Source organism: Clostridium sp. 1001275B_160808_H3 (genome assembly GCF_015550425.1).
Lineage (GTDB): Bacteria > Bacillota > Clostridia > Clostridiales > Clostridiaceae > Clostridium.
This window is the reverse complement of sequence record NZ_JADNAT010000009.1, coordinates 127,967-149,810: the sequence shown is the minus strand read 5'-3', so window position 1 is coordinate 149,810 and position 21,844 is coordinate 127,967. Positions and strand designations below refer to the sequence as shown.

The 21,844-nt window shown below is 29.3% G+C and carries 27 protein-coding genes; 1 reads left to right on the top strand and 26 read right to left on the bottom strand.

Annotated elements, in window-relative coordinates:
• Nucleotides 1-173: 173 nt before the first annotated feature.
• Nucleotides 174-929, bottom strand: a complete 756-nt coding sequence (locus I2A75_RS08850; RefSeq protein WP_195264107.1) for a DNA adenine methylase — start codon at nucleotides 927-929, stop codon at nucleotides 174-176.
• 127 nt (nucleotides 930-1,056) lie between these two features.
• Between I2A75_RS08850 and I2A75_RS08845 the strand changes: the two genes are divergently transcribed.
• Nucleotides 1,057-1,461 (top strand): helix-turn-helix domain-containing protein, encoded by a 405-nt coding sequence (locus tag I2A75_RS08845; protein WP_347707763.1) that lies wholly within the window; start codon nucleotides 1,057-1,059, stop codon nucleotides 1,459-1,461.
• A 175-nt stretch (nucleotides 1,462-1,636) separates the two neighbouring features.
• On the opposite strand, the gene I2A75_RS08840 is transcribed toward I2A75_RS08845, so the two are convergent.
• The 25 genes from I2A75_RS08840 to I2A75_RS08725 form a co-directional block, all read right to left on the bottom strand.
• Nucleotides 1,637-2,344 carry a hypothetical protein gene (locus tag I2A75_RS08840; RefSeq protein ID WP_195264106.1) on the bottom strand — a complete coding sequence of 236 codons (708 nt, stop codon included), beginning with the start codon at nucleotides 2,342-2,344 and terminating at the stop codon, nucleotides 1,637-1,639.
• 502 nt (nucleotides 2,345-2,846) lie between these two features.
• Nucleotides 2,847-3,143, bottom strand: a complete 297-nt coding sequence (locus I2A75_RS08835; protein ID WP_195264105.1) for a hypothetical protein — start codon at nucleotides 3,141-3,143, stop codon at nucleotides 2,847-2,849.
• A 49-nt stretch (nucleotides 3,144-3,192) separates the two neighbouring features.
• The gene (locus tag I2A75_RS18095) at nucleotides 3,193-3,327 is read right to left on the bottom strand and encodes a hypothetical protein (RefSeq protein WP_279325035.1); all 135 of its coding nucleotides are present in this window, start codon (nucleotides 3,325-3,327) and stop codon (nucleotides 3,193-3,195) included.
• A gap of 520 nt (nucleotides 3,328-3,847) precedes the next feature.
• Nucleotides 3,848-6,073, bottom strand: coding sequence for a S8 family peptidase (locus I2A75_RS08830; RefSeq protein WP_195264104.1), 2,226 nt, complete (start codon nucleotides 6,071-6,073; stop codon nucleotides 3,848-3,850).
• A gap of 11 nt (nucleotides 6,074-6,084) precedes the next feature.
• Nucleotides 6,085-7,176: an ATP-binding protein gene (locus tag I2A75_RS08825; protein WP_195264103.1), complete on the bottom strand. Its 1,092-nt coding sequence runs from the start codon at nucleotides 7,174-7,176 to the stop codon at nucleotides 6,085-6,087.
• Nucleotides 7,177-7,376: 200 nt separating this feature from the next.
• On the bottom strand, nucleotides 7,377-8,222 hold the full coding sequence (locus I2A75_RS08820; protein ID WP_195264102.1) for an N-acetylmuramoyl-L-alanine amidase: 846 nt from the start codon (nucleotides 8,220-8,222) through the stop codon (nucleotides 7,377-7,379).
• Nucleotides 8,223-8,266: 44 nt separating this feature from the next.
• On the bottom strand, nucleotides 8,267-8,563 hold the full coding sequence (locus tag I2A75_RS08815) for a hypothetical protein (protein ID WP_195264101.1): 297 nt from the start codon (nucleotides 8,561-8,563) through the stop codon (nucleotides 8,267-8,269).
• A 17-nt stretch (nucleotides 8,564-8,580) separates the two neighbouring features.
• Complete coding sequence (locus tag I2A75_RS08810; protein ID WP_195264100.1) at nucleotides 8,581-8,781, bottom strand: BhlA/UviB family holin-like peptide; 201 nt, start codon at nucleotides 8,779-8,781, stop codon at nucleotides 8,581-8,583.
• Nucleotides 8,782-8,843: 62 nt separating this feature from the next.
• On the bottom strand, nucleotides 8,844-8,981 hold the full coding sequence (locus tag I2A75_RS08805; protein ID WP_195264099.1) for an XkdX family protein: 138 nt from the start codon (nucleotides 8,979-8,981) through the stop codon (nucleotides 8,844-8,846).
• Complete coding sequence (locus I2A75_RS08800) at nucleotides 8,982-9,413, bottom strand: hypothetical protein (protein ID WP_195264098.1); 432 nt, start codon at nucleotides 9,411-9,413, stop codon at nucleotides 8,982-8,984.
• A gap of 15 nt (nucleotides 9,414-9,428) precedes the next feature.
• The gene (locus I2A75_RS08795; RefSeq protein ID WP_195264097.1) at nucleotides 9,429-11,477 is read right to left on the bottom strand and encodes a BppU family phage baseplate upper protein; all 2,049 of its coding nucleotides are present in this window, start codon (nucleotides 11,475-11,477) and stop codon (nucleotides 9,429-9,431) included.
• Between the two features lie 22 nt (nucleotides 11,478-11,499).
• A complete protein-coding gene (locus I2A75_RS08790) occupies nucleotides 11,500-11,724 on the bottom strand; it encodes a hypothetical protein (protein WP_195264096.1) in 225 nt (74 codons plus the stop codon).
• 1 nt (nucleotide 11,725) lies between these two features.
• Nucleotides 11,726-11,872, bottom strand: coding sequence for a hypothetical protein (locus tag I2A75_RS08785; protein WP_195264095.1), 147 nt, complete (start codon nucleotides 11,870-11,872; stop codon nucleotides 11,726-11,728).
• A complete protein-coding gene (locus I2A75_RS08780; protein ID WP_195264094.1) occupies nucleotides 11,872-14,001 on the bottom strand; it encodes a phage tail spike protein in 2,130 nt (709 codons plus the stop codon). Before I2A75_RS08780 ends, I2A75_RS08785 begins: the two co-directional genes overlap by 1 nt.
• Before the next feature lie 12 nt (nucleotides 14,002-14,013).
• A complete protein-coding gene (locus tag I2A75_RS08775; protein WP_195264093.1) occupies nucleotides 14,014-14,721 on the bottom strand; it encodes a distal tail protein Dit in 708 nt (235 codons plus the stop codon).
• Between the two features lie 4 nt (nucleotides 14,722-14,725).
• Nucleotides 14,726-17,497, bottom strand: coding sequence for a phage tail tape measure protein (locus tag I2A75_RS08770; protein WP_195264092.1), 2,772 nt, complete (start codon nucleotides 17,495-17,497; stop codon nucleotides 14,726-14,728).
• Nucleotides 17,494-17,760 (bottom strand): hypothetical protein, encoded by a 267-nt coding sequence (locus tag I2A75_RS08765; RefSeq protein WP_207733788.1) that lies wholly within the window; start codon nucleotides 17,758-17,760, stop codon nucleotides 17,494-17,496. Before I2A75_RS08765 ends, I2A75_RS08770 begins: the two co-directional genes overlap by 4 nt.
• Nucleotides 17,761-17,810: 50 nt before the next feature.
• The gene (locus I2A75_RS08760; RefSeq protein WP_195264091.1) at nucleotides 17,811-18,110 is read right to left on the bottom strand and encodes a hypothetical protein; all 300 of its coding nucleotides are present in this window, start codon (nucleotides 18,108-18,110) and stop codon (nucleotides 17,811-17,813) included.
• Nucleotides 18,111-18,162: 52 nt separating this feature from the next.
• Nucleotides 18,163-18,729 carry a hypothetical protein gene (locus I2A75_RS08755; RefSeq protein ID WP_195264090.1) on the bottom strand — a complete coding sequence of 189 codons (567 nt, stop codon included), beginning with the start codon at nucleotides 18,727-18,729 and terminating at the stop codon, nucleotides 18,163-18,165.
• Nucleotides 18,729-19,082: a hypothetical protein gene (locus tag I2A75_RS08750; RefSeq protein ID WP_195264089.1), complete on the bottom strand. Its 354-nt coding sequence runs from the start codon at nucleotides 19,080-19,082 to the stop codon at nucleotides 18,729-18,731. The genes I2A75_RS08755 and I2A75_RS08750 overlap by 1 nt, the downstream gene beginning before the upstream one ends.
• On the bottom strand, nucleotides 19,083-19,496 hold the full coding sequence (locus tag I2A75_RS08745; RefSeq protein ID WP_195264088.1) for an HK97 gp10 family phage protein: 414 nt from the start codon (nucleotides 19,494-19,496) through the stop codon (nucleotides 19,083-19,085).
• Nucleotides 19,489-19,800: a hypothetical protein gene (locus I2A75_RS08740; RefSeq protein ID WP_195264087.1), complete on the bottom strand. Its 312-nt coding sequence runs from the start codon at nucleotides 19,798-19,800 to the stop codon at nucleotides 19,489-19,491. Before I2A75_RS08740 ends, I2A75_RS08745 begins: the two co-directional genes overlap by 8 nt.
• On the bottom strand, nucleotides 19,797-20,081 hold the full coding sequence (locus I2A75_RS08735) for a phage head-tail connector protein (RefSeq protein ID WP_195264086.1): 285 nt from the start codon (nucleotides 20,079-20,081) through the stop codon (nucleotides 19,797-19,799). Before I2A75_RS08735 ends, I2A75_RS08740 begins: the two co-directional genes overlap by 4 nt.
• Nucleotides 20,082-20,125: 44 nt before the next feature.
• Nucleotides 20,126-21,142: a major capsid protein gene (locus I2A75_RS08730; RefSeq protein WP_195264085.1), complete on the bottom strand. Its 1,017-nt coding sequence runs from the start codon at nucleotides 21,140-21,142 to the stop codon at nucleotides 20,126-20,128.
• A 15-nt stretch (nucleotides 21,143-21,157) separates the two neighbouring features.
• Nucleotides 21,158-21,724 (bottom strand): phage scaffolding protein, encoded by a 567-nt coding sequence (locus I2A75_RS08725; protein ID WP_195264084.1) that lies wholly within the window; start codon nucleotides 21,722-21,724, stop codon nucleotides 21,158-21,160.
• Nucleotides 21,725-21,844 lie beyond the last annotated feature (120 nt).

The following is a 21,844-nucleotide window of genomic DNA, read 5'->3' as shown; positions in this document are numbered from 1 at the left end:
AAATAATTATATATAAATAATATATTCATTATTTATATATAATTGAATAACAAAATAAATTATATTATCATCTACAATACCGTATTATTCAATTTTCAAAGGTCATTTAGTATGCAATAATATCAATATGAACAGTAAAAATTATATCCATAAAAAACAAATTATAGGTATATTTAATAATTAGCTATTATTAGCTCTTTATAATTTTGTCGAGCCTTTTGCTCTCTAGAAACTGAATAATTTACTTTAACTTCTTTTATATTAAATTCTTTATATAATTCTCTAGCCAGAGGATGGTCATTTATTGTTAATAAAAATTTGCCTTTTATTCCTTTAAGTTTATTTGCTAATAGCCTATGCTCTTCTTCTCCAAACTTATTTCCATAACCACATGTTTCAATATAAGGAGGATCGCAAAAGAAAAAGCTATGTTCTCTATCATATTTATCAATTATTTTTTCAAAGCTTAAATTCTCTACATATGTATTTTTAAGTCTATCTCTTAACTCTAATAATACTTCTTTATAAAATATTTGTTGCCCTGGTTTAGTTGTTGTTCCGTATCCATAATTATTTCCTTTGCCAGCAAAACTTTGAGTTATTACATATAAAAATCTTATTGCTCTATGAATCTCAGTCATATATTCTAATGTACAATTTTTATACTCTTCAAATATATCTCGTCCACTAAATTCATATTGCAATAGCCTTTCGACTTCAGGAGCATGATGCTTAATTGTTCTAAATAAATTTATTAGTTCTTTATCAACATCATTTATAACTTCAATCTTACTTGGTTCCTTTCCAAAATAAACCCATCCAGCTCCAAAAAATAATTCTACATAACAAATATGCTCCGGAATCATCTCAATTATTCTTTTCCTTAATTTTGATTTTCCTCCTACTCTACATATTGGTGGCTTTAACATACTATCACACTCCCATTTATTAATTCTATTTTTTTCCTGATACGTTTATTATATCGAACCTACGTTCGTATTTCAACCGCTAATATTGTTTCAAAATATGCTTGCTGCTTGTTTAAATTCATTTTAATTGGATATTAATTTAAATGAGGTGATTGTTATAAAAGAAGAGTTTATAAGATTAGAAATAAATATTCCTTGTAGTGGAATTAACGATCTTATTGATAAAATTAAATATTCTGCTCTTGAGGTTGTTTCAAAAATGAATGATTCGTCTGAAAATAATACTAAGCTTACAGAAATCATTACAGATAAAAACATAGAACTACAGCTCTTTACTGTTAAAGAAGTTGCCAAAAAATTAAGAGTTAATAGTAACGCTGTATATGAACTTATAAAAAGTGGTCACTTAAACGCATTAAAACTTGGAATGCTAAAAATAACTTCTACCGAATTAGAGAGATTTTTTAAATATGCCGAAGGAAAAGACTTTACAGATTTAAACAAAGTAAAAGAATTACAACCTGATAAGTAGTGAGGCGATTAGGTTAAAATGTAAAAGAGAATTTATAAATATTCTACACACTATTTATATATTGACTTACTAGAATTCTATAATTAAGTTCTACTTCACGTTCATTTTTATAATATATCTAAAACAAATAAAGACTAGTTAGGAATTATCCTTACTAGTCTTATAATTATTATTACTATATTGGCATTCTTAATGATGTATATGCTACTCTCTCATTCGCTGAAAGTGTATAATCGAGAGTAGAACCATCCCAATAGTCAACTCTATATAGAGTTCCATATCTACTATCAATCAATCTAAATCTTACTTGATTGCCATTATCGGTATACTTTCTAATATCACTCGCAACCTGACTTCTTTGAAGTTGACTCACAAGTAATACTACAGCAGGCGCTTGTGCTCCTGGCATAAATCCTAGAAGGTAGGTTCCTATACTTTCTATAGAACTTACATCAAATCTACGAGCCATATCTCTCGCAGTTCCAACTGTTAAATACATATCATAAGTTTCTTGACTAAATCCTTGTACTGAAAGAATTTTCTTTACAGTTGCTTCTTGATACCAAGTTGTCCCACTTGGTATAAGATATGGTTGTATTGTATTATTTTCATTTGGATTTTTACTAGTATCTACAACATCTTTTATAGATACAGTATTTTTTTCAACACTAGATGTATCCAAAAGAATTCTCCCATTCTTATCTACATCATTTTTAGTAATAGGTACTCCATCAATATACGCTATTATTGTATCGTCGGAAATTTCTGACAAGTCATTACTCAAATTGCTAGTCATAGTTTGTGCATAAGCTTTTGTAGGTATGATAGTATTTAAGCATAAGCAAAACACTAATAATAAAGCTATTTTTTTCATACTTTTCATAAATTTCACCGCCTTAAAATATTTTTCATTAACATATTAACATAATTATCTATTTTTGTAAATAACAGGTGAATAAAGTATATAATTTGATAATACTATTAAAAATGGTGAAATGTACGCGTAATAATAAGAAAAGTCATATATAATTAGTATTATACCTAGCATAATGCTTGCTAAAGATACGATTATTGATATATATAATTGATATCTTAAGAAATGTTCTTTGTGTAAAAAAAACATTTTGCATCTTCGATTATATATATTAGGATTATTTCTATTATATATAGAATATATTAAGTAGATTACCCCTATAACTATACAAAGAACCTTTATAATCATAATTTCACTCCTTTCAACGTTATTCACTACATATTTTACCATTTAACTTAATTAATGTATATATTTGGTCATTAAATATTACTAATAATTTATATAATTGTTTCCGTTAATATTTGTATATATCAAAAATAAAAGCACATAGATTACTCTAAGTGCTTTACTATTAATCATTTTTTAAAACTATATCTGCTGCTTTTCTCAAATTTTCTTCATCTTTTTCTTTCGTAGCAGCAAATTGATTATTTATTAATAACTTTTTCTTTCCTCGAATTATAACACATATATCTAGCAAATTATTTTCCCTTAAATAAGTAAGTATATCTTTAATGGCATCATCACTATCTATTGCTACTTCCCTTATTTCTTTGAATTTATCATCCAACAGTTTAATTGTAATAGATTTCTCCCCTACACACTTATCATCTAAATTATTAGATTTAATACTATATGCTCTATCCATAATATTTCCCCTTTTAAATATGGCGCACACATTAAAGAGTTCTTAAATTTTAATTTTCTCCAAATGGTGGATCTATAGAAATACCATACGGTGGATCTCCATACAAAGTAAATGGAGGGTCTCCCGCTAATGTATAAGGTGGATCTATTTTGCTTGGAAAAGGTGGGTCTCCTAATAATCTCATAACTTTCATCTCCCTTCTAGTTAATTATATAATATAAATAAACTTTTTAATATATTAACTTACTAACATTCTATAGCTATGTTCTACATCACTTGTTGCTAGCTTAGAATAGCCTTTTATTAAAAGGTTACAATAGCCTTTAAGTCTTAGAAGTTTAAATTTAAGATTTTTTTCTTTTAATTAAGCACTTTACATCATCTAATATTAATTAATATTAAATAATGATAAGTAAATATAGATTATGATTCCTAGTAAACTTTTTAATAAAATCATTTTGACACTTTTACTTTTCTAAAAATGAAGAACTAGAGAAATTAATCATAATTGCTAGTGTACTAGAAGTTGATGTAATCTATTCTCTACTAAATATTAAAAAAATAAAGATGAATGTAAAACTTCTATTGGTGGGTATTCTACTTGTAGGCTTTGTACAAAAGAAAAAAGAGTAGGCTCTCCCACTCTTTTCAGCATAAATATTTATAAATTTAGGTAGTATGGAAATACCATATTACTGTTATATTTACACTATTGTTTCTATTTCTGTTTCTATTGCAGTTTCCATTGGTACTAAAACTGGATATTCTTCTATAATATCATTATACAAATCTCCATCATAATTAACATATTCTAAAGTTACGCATACACAGAACTTTAATTTATCTAATCCTTTGGATTCTCTTGGTATACAATGCATAATAATAAAAGGTTTATCTAAAGATGATACTCTTTTTGATTTACTTTTTCTAACTACTGTATCCCATTGCAAATTTTCTCTTCTTTCTACTTCTGTAAGATATATCGGAGAATCACTTACTGGAAATGCACTTTGCTGATATCCATTTTCAATAAGTTGATCACCTATCTCGTAATCTCTTTCAATATCTACTTTCTTAGTTTTTTCTCCTGGCTTAGTAAATTTATACTTATTGCTATTAGGATAGAAAGTATCTTCTATACAACTTGACGTATAGCCATCTGGGTCTAATCCATTAACATTTGTTAGTGCTGCTATTGTCCAATCTATTTTAACAGTTCCATTATTACCTTTAATTGAATCAGGTAAAGGCATCTGTAATTTTACATACTTTTTCTCAGAAATTTCCCCTGTATATATTATTGTTACTTTATTATTTGAACAAGTTACTATCTCATCAACATTATCATTAACTAAACCATATCCTTCTTCTCTTGCATTTAAGCAATTTCCATTAGCATTATGAATTAATAAACATCTAGCCATCAGTGTTGAAACTTCATTTGATAGACTAAACATTTTCCCTAATTTACCTGCAACTACTGGTGATGCAAAGCTTGTACCAGAAATATAACGTCTTTCTCCATCAAGTGTACTTATTGCATGGAACGGACTTCTAGCATCTCCGCCAAAAGCTAATACATCTGGTTTTACTTTTGCTCCTTCTCTTCCCAATCCTATACAGCTATATTCAGCCCTATATTTTTCACCATTGTAATAACTATACGCTCCTACTCCAATACCATTAACTAAATCTGCTGGAGCTTGTATTCTATTAAATGGCTCCTCTAACACTCCATCATTCCCTACTGCAACACAAAATATAACGCCCTTATTGTATGCTAAAAGATCCAATACATATGTGAATCTATTAATTTCATCATCCCAAATAGGCCCACTTGGTCCAAAAGATATATTATAAATCCTAATATCCTCTCTACTATTTACTATATTATCTATATTATCTATTATTTTATACAAATTTACTTCTGGTAAAACCCTAAAACTTTCAACAGTTACTTTTGGTGATGGTAGACTATCATTGGCTGTATAAGAATTTAACTCCCCATATAATACAGCTCCGCAGACTGCTGTACCATGATTTATTCCTGAATCTTCTCCTGGTAATGTTGCTATATCATAAGCATTCACAAAAGGTTGAAGCAATGAATTATTTAAACATACCCCACCGTCAAAAACACCTATTTTTATGTTATTATTGACATTTATATTTTTTAGTCTTGGTGCATCAGCAGTTGTTCCTCTGGAAAGGTCTGGTAAAATAATATTTCTCATAGGATGTACAGTTCTCAAAAAGTTATACTTAACTAAACCTGGTAAACTTACTTTATTAATTTTAGCTAATATAAAAGTTGGTCCATCATCATATTTTCTTATCTCACATTTTTCACCAACTATTTCTTGAATCTTTTTTATAGCTAGTTTATAATCTTTCTTTAATGGATGTAGTACTATTTCAACTTCTATATCCCTATCTTCTTCTTTAATTCCAAATATTTTCTCATTATCATCTAATAACTCTATATCTTTTAGCATACATAGTCCATCTTTTGCTTTATTTGATAATAAATCATTTGATAATATATTTTCAAAAGCATCTATCCCTATTATTGAAGTTCTAAAAAAGTAAAGTTTATTATCGATAATATTACTATTTCCATTTACATCCTTACTTATAGATTTTATCTTTCTAGCTCCCACTAAATTCATATTATTATTTTTTTCTAAAAAGTCAGGACGATAACTCTTAGCTAAAAAACCATCTTCCATTCTAACACATACAACTATTTCATTTGGTAAAAATTCATCTTTATTGTTTTTTATAACTTCTTTTATTGTTTTTAATGATGACTTAATTCTTGATTTAGCATCATCATAAGTATGTGGAAGATCTTTTGGTACAAACTGTTGTTTTTTTAATATAGGTACTATTAACCTCTCACCCTTCATCAATATAGGCCTTTTATCCATAATAACTCCTCCTAATTATTTTTTAAATATCTATAGATAGAGCTTGACGGTATACCTGTTAATTCAGATATATCATCAACTTTCATCTCTGGTAATGATTCTTTTATCATTCTACATAATTTACTTTTATCTATTTTTTTATCTCTATATATATTTTCTATTAGGGGTTTTAGTAAATTAGATTCTATTATATTTCCATAAAGAACATAATTCTTTTTAATATTAGTACAATATCTAACTATTTCTGCTGCATTAATATCTTCAGTTAAATATGACATCAATTCAATAAACGTATTATTTATATATTCAACACTTGATAATTCCCTCTTAATTATTAAATATCTTATTTCTTGATTTGGCATTGGTAAATTAATTTTCAAATCAAATCTTCTCCAAATAGCTTTATCTAATAGCTCTGGATGATTTGTTGCAGCAATAACTATCCCATTTATTGGCCATTGTTCTAATTCCTTTAATAATACATTTACTATTCTCTTTAATTCACCAACATCTCTATTGTCATCTCTCTTTTTCGCTATAGAATCAAACTCATCTAAAAATAGCACTCCATTATTTTTCTTTGCATAATCCAATACCGATTTAATATTACTTCCAGTTTCCCCTAACAAACTCGATACAACAGTTGCTAAATTTAAATTAATTAATGGCTTATTTAATTTATAGGCTAGCCACTTTGCAGAATAGGTCTTTCCAACTCCAGGTTCACCATATAATAAAATAGTATTCGCCGGATTTACTCCATACATCATCAAATCTTCTTTTTTTTCTTGTTCTAATAAAAAACGAGAATATTCCTTTTGAATCTTTTCATCTAAAATTGGTTCTTCAATTTCATCTACTTCATCAATAGTAACTAAGTTTTCATTATTTTTTTTAGTAGTAGGTAAATCATTCATACCTATAGACCTATACGCTGAAGTTCCTAAGTCCTTATAGCATATTATATTATTTATCTCCTCCGCTATCTTAGGATTCTTTTTTTTTATTCTATTTGCTATAGATATGGATATAACTTCAAATGCTCTTTTATCACCTTCGAATCCAGCTCTTATAAGCTTAGGTACCATACTTTCTATATCCATTTTATCACTCCTCTTTTTCATATCGAAATATGATAATATAAATATTACCACTTTTAAAGGTTTTTTTCAATATTTTTATCACTAGTTATTGTATTTTCTTTTTTTGATAATTTTATTCTATTGTTATTAATACCTTTTTTAGATAAAATAAAAAAAGCTAGTAAGTAAGATTCCTCCTACCTACTAGCCTTAAAATTATACTATATACAATTCCCCCATCTTTCATTATTTACTTTATCTAATATAGGCATATATCTTCTAACTCCTGTACTTGCACTAATCCAGCTAATATATACATATTTATTAGTTATAACTACCAAATCATAGTATACACTCTCATTATATTCATATGATCCTGTTATTTCTGAAATATAAGGTTTATTATAAAAATAAACTCCCTCACTTACACATATAGTACATTTACCACTTTCAGAATATCTTTTAATTTCATATTCACTGGTTGATGGTTTATTAGCTACATTTTCTTTTGAAGGCTGATTATTTACCACTTGTCCTGTTAAGCCTTCTACTATGGCATTAGCAACTTTCTCATAGTTAAGCTTATTTACATCTTCTTGACTGTCGCAGAAGCATACTTCTACTAATATAGCTAAAGCATTTGTAGCTGTAATTACATAAAACTCTTCTATTTTAACACCTCTGTTGTTAAACTTACAGCTATCAGCAACCAAATCATTAACCCTTTTTGCTATATCAATATTCTTATTATAAGATTCATCTTTTGAAAAATATCTTCTTGGTGCTACATATGTTTCTGTACCATTTCCACCACCTGCATTTAAATGTATAGAACAGAATACATCTAATTGTTGTGAATTAGCTTTATTGACTCTTTTAGTTAAACTATCATTTAAGCTAGTACATCCCTCATCTATTGTACAATCTACAACTATATGCCCCGCAGATCTTAATTTATTTATTACTAGCTTGCCTATAACTCTATTTTCATCACTTTCTTTTATAATTCCATTTGCACTAGTATCAAATCCAGTTAAACAATGCCCCATATCAATTCCTATTTTCATAATTCATTCCTCCTTATATTTAAAAATATATAAAAAGAACAGGATTACTCCTGCTCCTTACCTACTTTTATATTGCTTATTTTTACTAATAAATCATGTATAAAATTAGAACCTCTACTTATTAATATTCCTGTTAATATAACACCTAGATAAGGAATACTTGTCTTTATATCTAGTAAACTCAAAAGGTCCAATCTAGTACCTATAGCTAGTAACAACGCTACAACTAATGCTCCTATTCTATCTATACTTACCTTACCTTCTTGCCATGTCATTTTTAAAGTTTCCCATACACTTTCTGCTATTAAAGCAACCATAATAATAACTAATAACTTTTCCATTTAAAATCTCTTCCTTTCTAATTATCAATTTTATTTTTAATTTCTTTAACATCTTCTTTAATGTCCTCCACAACACCAAATTTTTCTCCAAGTGTATCTAGTAAATCTTGATACCTCCTTTCTCTCTCCCCTGTTGTCTTAAGGACATAAATTAATAAAAATACAAATAATGCATATCCTAACCCTTGTCCTGCTGCTAACCTCATTAATTCATCCATAATTCACCTTCCTTATTTTTAAAATAAAAAAGAGAACTAAGTATTTATTTACTTAAGCTCTCTTATAAAATATATTCCTCACCTGTTATTTCTGCATATTGTTCTTCATTTATTTTCTTAGCTTGTACAAATATTTTTATATCCTCATCATCATAACACTTTAGGTCATAATACCTTTTTATTTTTTCAAACCAATTCATTTATACGTCTCCTCCTTTAGCCATTTCCTTAATTATATCTGCTATATCGCTTTGTAAAGCTTCTATTTTGGAATCCTTTATTGCACTATCTAAAAGTAAGTCAGCATTTTCTTGAACTAAAGATTCATACCTTATATCCCCTTGACTTTTTGGAGCATCTGTAACAGTTAAACCATTACTAGATTCTAATAAATCAAAAACATTCTCACAACTATCAAATAATTCTTTGAAAGTTGTTTTCGCAGTAAATACTTCTCCATTTATGATTCTTTCTTGAATAGATGTAAATATATCTTTTGTGACTTCTAAAAAATAATTATCATTTTCTGTTATATTCCTTGCCAAACCCACAGCTAAAGTAAGCTCATTTATTATAATAAAGTATTTAATTACCTCTTCTCCTTCTTGAACATCTTCCAATATATCATTCATAAAATCACCTTCTTTCTAATATCCTAATGCTCTCCATCTAAGTGTTAATTCATCTGGGAACTCACCCTTTTTTATAAATATTATTTGTCCACCATACCTATCAGCACTTATTGTAAAGTTTGTATCTCCTATAGATGTAATATAATCACTGTAAATATAGTAACTAACTTGTAAATCTAGAACACCTGTTGGAAAGGCTTCTAAAAAAGTAAAGTTTTGATAAGCTAGTCCTGGACGGATATCATTAGACCTAAGCTTTATTGTTCCTCCCTTTTCAATATATCCATTCGGTAATTGATTACTCCAATTTGATGGATTTTTAGTTTGTTTCCCAAGCCAAAGAGAATTCCAAGTGTTACTTGAATCCCCCAGCCCCATGGAAGTTTTAGTACCCTTATATGGTAAAATATTTATAGACGTATCGTTTGGTCTATGAAATAATACACCACAACTTTCAACTGCCCCATTATTACGTTTATATCTTGCAATAACTCCAGGATATTCAGCTCCACTTCTAGCTATTGAAGAAGATAGTGCTATTGAATTGTAGTTATCACCGCTAGTAGCACCAATCTCTTTTAATACTCCTATTTCTGGTGTTAATTTATTTGAAACTATAATACTTTCACTAACTGTTCCTCCATTGAAAGCTATATCTTCCGGTGCTGGAATCCAATCCATTTCAGTTTGAGAATTATATAATGCCCATTCTTTTATTTCTATAGTGCCATTATTAGTGTTTCTATTTCTAGTATCAAATCCATAAAGTAAAAGTTCTGGATTATCAATCAATGCCTTAGTCGTTATTTTACAAAGAACAAATTCTCCGTTTGTTGGTTCAAATGTTCTATTTGCTGATGAAACACCAAATGTACCATTTTTAGGTGCAACTCTAAATTCAAATTCTATGGTAGATCTCACCCAAGCCAAGAAAGTTATATAATTATCCTTCTTAACATTTACTCTCAAAGCGTTTCCACCAATCCAAGTACAATCAACTGTGTTAGCTCCTATTATATATTTTACATGATATTTAGAAATAACTTGTTTTGTAACATATTCCATAGGTGATACTTGCCACTTTTCTCCAACAAGTAAATTTCTAGGAGATGATTGTACATCTATTCCCCCATTATTAATTAAATCTGCCAAATCACTTTTTACTTTTTCACCCTTAGTGGTCTTAGCAACTAAATCTGGAATTAATGTTTCAGCTTTCGTGTTTTCAGAACTTAAATTTGTTATATTTGGTATAGCTTTTGTATTCTCAGTTTGTAAATTAGTTCTATTCGTTATAGCTTCAGTATTTTCCGAACTTAGATTTGTTATATTTGGCGTTACCTTATCATTTTCAGCTTTTAAACTATTAATTTTAGTTGTTGCTATGCTAATTTCATTTTGTAATGAGCTAATATTAGTTGTTGCTTCGTCATTTTTAATTTGCAATCTTTGTATATTACTTGTAGCATTGGTATTTTCTGAGCCTAGGTTTGTAATATGGGGAGTTGCTTTATCATTTTCAGCTTTTAATTTGTTACTATTACTAGTCGCTTTTGTAATTTCAGATCTTAAATCAGTTATATTAGTTTCAGCTATTTTGTTTTTATCATTTAATTCCTCTATATTTGATGCAGCATTAGCATTTTCAAGCTCTATTTGACTCAACTTTTCTTGCAATTCTTCTAAAGTTGTTATTTCATTAGTACTTTCAATCGCCTTATCTATTACACTTTGCTCTACTTTTAAACAAAAAGAAAAAGTAGTATTTTTCTTACCACTTTCAATTAGAACTATTTCTATTTTCGTTGTTCCTGATACTCTAGAAAAATTTCTAACTAAATCAGCTGTTATCTTATTACTTTCTTTATTTATATCTGCATTCTGAATAATATATGTGTTATCTTCTTTTAAAGCTTGTATTGTTATTTCTTTATTAGTTATATCTAATGGTAATCCATTCTCAAAAATATTCGCTTCAAGTGTCAAATCATCATATTGCTTACATTTAGCAATACTGTAATTATCCCTACTTGTATCTAAATTAACAAATATTTTACTCGCCATACATTATCCCTCCTCTTTATAATTAATCACTATTAACTTTACCCTCATTTCCTGTTAATTTTGATATGTTATTATATGAATTAGTTAGCTCTATTTTTTCTTGTCTTTTTATATCTAGCATTATATCTGCTAATATTCCACTTACAAGAAATGCTGGTAATCCGTATTCCATAATAGCTTCGCTTAGTGCTGTATTTATTCTCCCTCTTACATTTTCTATTTTAATATTTAAAGGCATTTCCTCCATTCTACTTCACCTCACTATCACTGTATAAATAAATTCGCTCTGCTCTCTCTTCTGGAGTTTCATTAATATCATAATAATCACTTGGATTAGGTATATTAGGTTTTTTTATTATATTTTCTCCTTCAGTTATAATATATTTCTCATCCATTATACATTCCCCCATGTCGCATCAATCAATATACCATTTTGGAATACTAACCTACTATTATTAAACCACCTAGATGCTGTTCCATTAGTGTTCATACCAACAACTTGAACAAAATTCATTGTTCCATTTATTCCTCCACCTTCAAAATTCACATTTCTTATATAATAATTGTGCATATCTATATCACAACCTGCATGAAGCTTCCCAGCACTATAATTACCAATCGTCTTATTTGCATATGACCACATCATGCTATATGATGAATCAGTAGATTGTTTTTTAACTGACCAAGTCATATAGCCACCTTTAGCCTCTAAATCAAAAACAATTCCTTTTATTGATGAATCATTGATATACTGATTTGTTCCTATCTTCCCCAGATAATAGCCATCTCTCCAAAAATGATTTCCTCTTTCATCAAAAACAGCTCTCTTTTCTGATGTATTTAAAGCGCCGTTATAAATAGAAAGTCCACCATTTTCAAACTGAATATAATTTGATATTCTATTCCACGCTATTTTTACAGCATAAGCATTTTGCTCTATTTTAGTACTAAATTCATTATTACTTACCTTTGTACTTAGTTTATTATCTACAGATGAATTAGTAGCCAAATCTTTTCCACTTAAGTCTATCTCAAAATTATTTCCATCAAATTTTATTTTATTTGCAAAATTGAAAGTACCGTTGTCCATGTTAATCCATGTTCTATTATTGGAACTTTTTAAAATTCCTGCTCTAATTAAATTAGCATTTAAAATACCTGTTGTTATAAAATCTGCAACTATTTGTCCATCTTGAGTAATAGCAGTTCCAAAAGTTCCATAATATCCTGTACTACTAAATCCTAATCCTCCATTATTCCAACACCACACTTTGGTCATTGTATTTATGTCTTTAGTATCACCGATTATTATTTCATTTTCTTTTACTATTACATAAGAATTTTTAAGTCCGCCCTTTATTAATGCTGTTGCATTATCTTTAGCCATTTGTAGAATATTTTCTGTACTATCTATCTTTTCTAATCTATCTACTATTTGTTTTATACTTAAAGGCTTAACTTCTATATAATTGCTTAATTTAATTTCTTTAGTCTTTTTAGCCAATACATCATATTTTTTTATCATTGCTCTAACCTTTATATCTGTACTAATCTTTGGAATATAAACTCTTATAGTGTCTCCTAAATAAACCCTCTCAGCAAGTGTATAATTTTTATATTCTTCAGTCTTCTCAAGCTGAACAAAATTAATAGTATAACTAGCTTTAATTTTATCTATACCATTTTGATTGTATTCTTCCTTTATTCTTCTATCCAGTTCGGCTTGTGCCTGCTCTAAAGTATCATACCCTTCTTCATTATTTTCGCCTTTTACTTTAACGTCATCATACTTAATAACATCAGTATAAATTGCGTTATATTTATTTATTAATGGACTATCTATATAATTACCTAGAATACCATCAAACCCTTGTCCTCTTGCTCTAGTAACTAATTTATCTATATTAGAACTACATTCAAATCCAGTAAGATTTTTACCTTCTCTAATAACAAAGCCTCTATCTATACCAACACGTTTATTGATATAAATTGTATATCCTCGCCTTTGGACTTCTCCACCCCAACGATTTAAGAAAGAGTTATCATTATCCTGTAAGGCTTTATATAAGTTCATTCTTTTATAATAAGCAGTAGCAACTATATCTATATCAGAAACTATTTGTATTTCCTTTTCACCTTCTGCATTATCCAACATCCAACTTACAGCTGCTTGACCATTTAAGTTTGTAGGTCTTACATCTTCTAACCATAAAGTTAAGCTATCAGCTATAGTAATTTGTCTTGCAACTACATCTATATATCTAGTTCCTACTTTAACTTTAGATATTCTGAAAATCTCATATCCATAATCTAATAGAGCTTTTATAATACCTTCTTCTTGTAACTCTTCTTGGATGTTATCTTCTATCAAAAAAGTTTCATCTAAAATATAACTTCCTGTGCTTAAATCTTCCTCAGTAGTAGCTCTAATACAATATTTATCTAAACTTTTACCATTCCTGCTTAAGACTATATTTTTAGGAGTACCAGGAGGAAAATAAGCTACTTTTATTTGTTTTTTCACATTTTTCTCCCCCTAACACTTATATTTTGTAGTATATTCTAATACTATCTTTGTTACTGATCCTGTATAAGAAATTATATTTTCGCCTTTTTCAAGTAAAATAAAATCCCCCAAAGTATCATCTTTGGAGGTTCCATCTTCATTTCTTACTTGAAGTAAATCAGAATCAATTTCTACATAATCAATAATGTTATTAATTTGCATTGTTTCCCCATTTATAGTTAGCTGTATATTACCAGCTCCGTAGATTTTTATTAAAGTATCTCCTGGAGCATTTCCATTATAATAAATTTTATATCCACTAGAAGTTATTTCATGTATTGTTTTATTTAAATCTTGTGAAAAAGGTTCGCATAAGAAGGTTATATCCACTGCTGCTATATTTTCAAATTTCTTATTCATATAGCCGAAAATAACATTTTTAACTTTATAACACCTATCTTCTCTATCAAAGATAAGTCTATTATCTTCTATTTCAGTAAGCCATTCATATATTCTTTCTAAATCCATATCTATTTGTGAGGATAAAATAGTAAATGTAAAAGTTATTTTTTTATCCGGATAAGTTCCTTTGTTAACTATTAATTTTCCACTTCTGCCTTCAACTAACACTTCTTCATATTCTGCATTTGTTGTGGGAATATATGGTGATGTCTCTAAATATAAGTTTAAATCTAAACTTTTATTCCCATTAAAATATATCTCTCCTTCTTTTAACACTTACTTACCTCCCTTCATAATATTCATTTAGGACATCTTGGTTAGGTGCTACAACTGCTTGTGTAAATTCTTTACTATCTACAATGAACTTAGCTTCTACGATTATAGGCCTTTCTCTTGATGTGCTAATATTTTTTTCATCTCTTGTATACTTTTTATTTTCCTCAGCTGTAAGAACTCTTTCTCCTTTATGAAGTCTAGCTATATATCCATCAACAGGAACATAAGATAAGCCATTATAGTGACTTCCCATTATATTACCACCAATTCTGCTATAACTACTTTGAACACTTCCAGCTTCATCAATCGCTCTAGAATTATTACCAAACAGCCAATTAAAGAATCCTCCTATTGAATCCCATGCTCTGCTATACCAAGTCTTTATTTCTCCAGTTTGTAATTCAACTTCCTTAGATATACCTGGTGTAGCTTTCGATATTTCATCTTTAATTCCTTCACAAGCCTCTCTAGCTTTCTTTATTTGTTCATCTCTAGTATCTTCTGCTGATTTAACCATATCATTATATTCTTCATCAGTAATATATCCAGCTTCTCTAAGCCTTGTAGCTTGCCTTATAACTTCATCATACTTATCTTCTGCTGCCTTAACTTCTCCATCTCTTGCTTCATTAGCTTTAATAATCATCTCAGAAGCCATTTCAGCACTTAACCTACCTTGATAATCTTTCATTCTTTGTCGTATAACTGCTGCTTCCTCTTCTGTAGCACTTAAAGAATTTATAGCATTACTTCTCATCTGCTCTTGAAGCCTACTAACCTCATCTAATTCTGATTGCTTTAAGTCTCTATTTTCATTTTTAGCATTAGAATAAATTTCAGTTATTTTATTCATTGTTTCATCAACAATTGCTTGTTGAGCTTGATGCTTTTCAGTTACTTTTTGTAATATTTCTGCTTCCCTAACTTCTGTTAAACTAGAATTACTATTAAAAAAGTTATTAAGATCTGTAGTCATTTCCTGATATTTAACTTGTTGAGAATCTTTGATTTTTTGAGCCATATTATTAAATTTACCAATCATAGTATTAGCCATATCCTCAGTTATATTTTCTTGTTTGATTTTTTGTTCATACAATGATTTAGTAACATCATTATCCATATCCATATATGCCTGCACTGCATTTTTAGTAGATTCACTTATCTTTATAGTATTAGCTTTAACTTGATTAGCCATAGCTCCATATTCATTACCAACAATAGTTGATGTATATTCCACTTTATCTGCAAATAAATCTACAGTAGGAATTACTTCTTGCGACATGGCTTTATGTATTCCATAAGCTGCTGTTCCAACTACTGCTGCTCCTGCAACAAAAGGAGCAGATGCTACTGCTATTCCGCCTAAACTTGTTAATAATCCTCCAACACCTGCTGTTCCTCCTGCTATACTACTCGCTGTACCTAATCCTGTAACTACCTTACTTACTAAACCTGTACTTTTTCCCATAGCCTCTAAAGCTTTAGATGTTCCACCAATAATACTTTTAAAACTTGCAAAAGTTTGTATTCCACCACCTACTAATTTAAGTACTGGGCCAACTGCTATTGCTAATGCTCCCCACTTCAATATGTTTTCCTGTTGCTCATCTGTTAAGTTCCCAAACCAATCGGCAACTCCACTTATTGTATCTGCAATCTTATTAAAAACTGGTACCAAAGATACCCCTAATTGAATTCCGGCATTTTTCATTTTGTTAATAGCACCTTTCATCTGCTCTGCTGGTGTTGCATCTATTTTATTAAATGCTTCTTGAGTTGCTCCTGCACTTGTTTTCATTGCCTTAAGCATTTCGTTATATTCAGCACCATTATCACTAGCTAAAACCATAGCAGCTGAACCAGCTTCAACGCTACCAAACATATCTTTTAAAGTTATATTATTTTTTTCAGCATATTCGTTAAGCATTACAAATATATCAGTAGTTGCCATTCCATCAGCTTTTAACTGTGCAAAACCTTTACCTGTTAATTCTCTTAATGTCTTATCTGTTATGCTTCCTGCTTTAGTCAACTCACTTAGCATAGATTTAACATAAGTTCCTGTTTCTGAGGTTGCTATACCATTCTTAGTCATTTGTGCATATGCTGCACTTAATTCATCTATAGAAAAGTTTGCTGCACTAGCTATTGGAATAACCGCACCCATACTTGATGCTAATTCATCTACTGTTGTTTTTCCTAAGTTTTGTGTGGTAATTAATAAATCACTTATCCTTGTTGCATCTTCTGTAGATAGTTTATAACCATTAATAGCAGTTGTCATAACATCAACGGCTTTAGCACCAGAAGTAAATCCACCTTTAGCAAGTTTCATAGCTTCCGTAGTAAATCCTATTGCTTTAGTTTGATCAACACCTGCTGAGATTGAACCATAAACAGCTTCACTAAATTCATCTACTGCAACTTTACTATCATTGCTAGCTTTTAATAAATCCTTTTTATATTTATTAAAATCAACAATATTTGAATCTAATAGAGTTGAAACTTTAGCAAAATAACTTTCAAAATCTACAGCTAATTTAGTTATACCTACACTAATTCCAGCTAAAGGTACAGATACAAACTTAGTTAAGCTAGTTCCGAATCTAGAAAGATTCTCTCCTGTTTTCGTAACATTAGACAATTCTTTACTTATCTTCTTAGCCTCAGTTACACCAATTACACTTGCTTTAGACATATCGTCTTTAAAACCTTTAATATCTGCTTTAATATCAACTAAAAGTGGGGCCATTTTAATTCCACTTGTTAAACTCATCTAATTCCCCCCTTCCCATGTTGAAACTCTCTAATCTTATTAATATCAGCTTTAGTTTGCCGTAATCTCCATAAGCTTTTTAAAAACTCTCCTCCCTCTTCTGTTCTATTCCAACTATCTACCCAACTTTCTTTTCTATATAGTAAATACAAAGAATATGGAAGATCTAAAACCTCATTAAAATTCATTCCTGTATATTTAGATATTCTTCTTAATTCACTAGTACATAAAATATAATTTTCTTCCCATTCTTCTAACTTCACGTATTTACTTAATATAGCTTTCCCTATATCTCCCCTTGGTATGGGGAGTTCTAGTTTGGGTCATTCTGTGCCTCATATACCATACTTGTTACTTCTTTTATTATTAAATCTTGTATTTTGTATGGTATATTATCTACATCCGATGATGTAAATTCTTTATCCGAGTTATTATTATTTAATACAAGATGGGTTATTTTACATTTTATTTCTAAATAATTTTCCTCTGTCATACTCTTCTCAAGTATCCCTATTTCTTTAGTCATTTTTGCGGTTGGCTGTAGTATTTCTATAACTTCACCATTTAATTTTACTTCTACACTTTGCTTTAAATATTTATCTAAATCTAACAATTGCTTTCCCTCCTAATATTTATAAATAAAAAGAGAGCACCTTAAGTACTCTCTATTCTGAAACACTTGGTAATGCTGCTGCCTCTTCATCAGTTAACTCTTCTTCAAATTCAGCTAAGAAATTTTTAATATATTCTATTGCTGTAATTTCTGAATCAACCGTAAGTTCCTTTTCTCCAAACTCTAATGCAAATCCATTACCACCTTGGCCTATCATAGTAAATCTTATTTTCTTTCCATTTTCTTTTGTATGAACAAACCTTACAAGAACAGTTTTAAGTGCTCCACCACCACCAAATTTTAGTGTTCTAATTTTCTTAGATTTATCTACAACAAATTTAGCAGTAGATAGTAAAGATAACTTTTCTAATGACCATGTTAATATCCCTGTTTTAGCAGTTATTTCTTCCTTGGTTATAAAACTTTTTACTGTTTTACCATACTGATTTTTGACGTCATACTTTTCTGGTTTATAGTCTATGCTAAAACCGCCACTACAATGTCCCACATTATGAGCTACTGTTTCTACAACGGAATGTTCAGGTATTTCTGAGCCAGTAAATTCATACATAAATAACTCTCCAGCTCCTAATACTATTTCATTGTTTTCTATACTCATTACTTACACCTCCAGTTAATAATAAAAATGCAAGATACTTCCCACATTTGAATTGAATCATTAAACAAAGAACCTCCACCAGCTAACCCGCTTCTTAAAACAATATTAGAGTTAGTTAATGAAGGATCTTTGTTTTCCATATCTAATTTTTTTAATATCTTTTCTCTTATTACTAAAGCATTATCATAATCATCATCAATTATCTTTACTTCTACTTGGCTCTGCTTAACTACTCTTCCATCTATTTGAGTAACTGTATAAGTTAAATATGGTGCTTTACCTACACCAAATACAGGTGTTACTTCTAAACTTGTTATTTCCTTTAGTATATTTTTAATTGCTATCTCTAACATTTAACCACCTGCCAATATATTTAATATATTATTCTTATTATCTAACTTGGCTTTATCTAAAAAAGGATTAGGCTTTTGCCCTTTAATTATATGCCACCCTTTATACTTACCAGCTTTTGCTTCGTATTTCCATGGTGTCTTTCTACCATCTCCATTTATTGCATAAATTCCTGTTCCTTGATGAACATAAGGAGCATATTCTAAACTACTAAATACATTTCCAATAATCTCACTATCATTTAAATTTACATTATGTTGTATTGATGCTCTTAAAATACCTTGATCTACAGGGCAATTTTTCTTTGCATCTCTTTCAACTATAAAACAAGCCTTTTCCATATTTTTAGCTATATTTTCTATAATCTTTAATGTAGCGTTTTCTATACTCTTTTCAAACTCCTTATTGTCAGCCATCTATCTCTATCACCTTAAGAAGCATAGTAGTAAATCTACCTTTATGATTTACTTTAATTATGTTATAAATTGTTTCTCCATCTTTAAATCTATTATTATTCTTGTCAATTTCCTTATAAAATGTTAATGCTGTGTTAGTACTTTCATTATATCTAACACTTTGTGTATTTTTCATATCATTAGTAAGATAAATCGCAACATTAATTACTTTAATATCTATCCAGTCATACCTAGGTGCTCCTGAATTTGTAGGTATTCTTTTTCGTTCCTGGAGTATTATAGGTTTCATATTTCTATTAATCATCTAAACAGTCTCCTATTTTGATTTAATTTTCTCCTAATGCTAATTGGTAAATCAGTTTCATATGTAGTTGAGATTCCTTCAAAGCTTTCATTTAGAGCTCCTTCTGAACCCATACGATTATATTTTATAACTGCGATATCAACAACTACATCATTTAAACTCGATGGAAGTTCATCAAGGTTACAATAATCTAATACTTCATTAGTAGCTTTTCTTATTAATAAACTTAATAATTCATCCTTATCATTCTCTCCTAATAACACCTTTAAATCATCTAACAATATATCACCCCATTCATAAATAAAAGAAAGGTGAAAAATTCACCTTAAATCTTATGTTTTAATGCCAATAGTCCGATATTTTTTTGCTCGTAAACTCTTGTCCAATTTCTAACATCTGATAATTCAACATTGCTTGGTGTAATATCCGATACCTGATCACTTGTAAATTTAACTCCATAAGGATGCATAGTAATTGCTCTTCTAGTTATTACTACATCATTCCCCTTTAAGCTCTCTCTATCAGTTTCATAAGTAGTTAAGTCCTTTGGATTTCCTTCATTTCTTCCTATAGACCCATTAGCAAATAGGAATGTAGTATATATAGCATTTGCTCCACTTCCTTCCACTGGTATACTATCATCCACTGCCGCAATTCTATAACCTAAATAATAAGGTATTCTTATATTCGGATTATTTGCCTCTGGCACATATTCTATTAATTGTTGTTTTTGTAATGCAGTAAATACAGCTGAGTGCATTGCTAGTGCTTTAACCCTGTCTGCTGCATCTCCTAATAATTGCTTTGTATCTAATATGGCACTACCATTTATTTTAGCTGCAGCTCCTGAAGCACTAGAAATATCATTTAAATGAGTATCTACTAATGCGCCTTTAACTTGTGTTTCTCCAATTGTTTGAACTCTAAATAATCCATTTAATACTGAAATTAAAACCGCCTGTTCTCTTCTCTCCCAATAGGCTGCAATTCTATTTAATAATGCTTTTAATGGATCATCTCCACTAATAACTGCAGCAAGTTCATTAACCTTCCAAGCTTTTCCTCTGTACATAACTATTGATATATCATTACCTGATGTAATCTTATCTGTACTTAATTCTGTATCACCATCATCTAGAACTTCATCATCTCCTGATAAGTCATTCCAGAAAGGCATATTTATTAATATACCTCCGTTTGAAATTTGCTTAGATACTCTTGGGTCCGCAACCGCAATACCACTTTGTACAAAAGCTGATTTTTCAGCTGTGTATTGTTGCATATATGCATTATATATCTCCGGAGTAATTATATCTAAAATTTGTGTTAACTTATTAGCCATTTCTATCATCCTTCCTTATTGTTTATTTTGATTTTCTAGATATTCTGTTAAATTAAAATTTGGATTCTTCATAAGATTTTTTAGATCTCCTTCTACGGCTACCCCACCTTTTGGTCTATAAACTTTTTTAACTCTTCCTGTTTCAAAAAGATATCCATCACTTTCTTTAAGTGATTTTAATTGCTCATCTAATCCATCAAATGAACCATCTTCTTTTTGCTTCACTTTTTCTAAGTCTAATACAGCCTTTAAAGCTTTAGTATTCTTGGCTTGTGCTTTTACAAGTTCTAACTCCAACGCCATATCAAACGCTTTTTTAAGGCTTTCATTTTTAAGTGATTTAATAGTATTTTCATGATCTTCAATTGTTTTTTGTAATGACTCATTATCACTATTATTTTTCTTTAAATCTGTTATAGTTGTGTTAGCAGTTTTAAGTTGTTCACTCACATCATTATACTTATCCTTTGGTACTGCATTTTTAGGAAATTCAACATTAATTTGTTTCATTAAATCGTCAATATCAATACTCCCATCCTCCTTCTTTTTAGCACCTTCTAATAATTTTCTTAACCATTCCATTTCACATTTCTCCTTTATTTCTAATAGATTTTTATACCTGCTCTCCAGGTAATGTAGAACTGCCTTTGTTCTTTATGCCCTGCAAAACTTTAAAAAGGGCAAAACAAAAAGTCTTAGTTT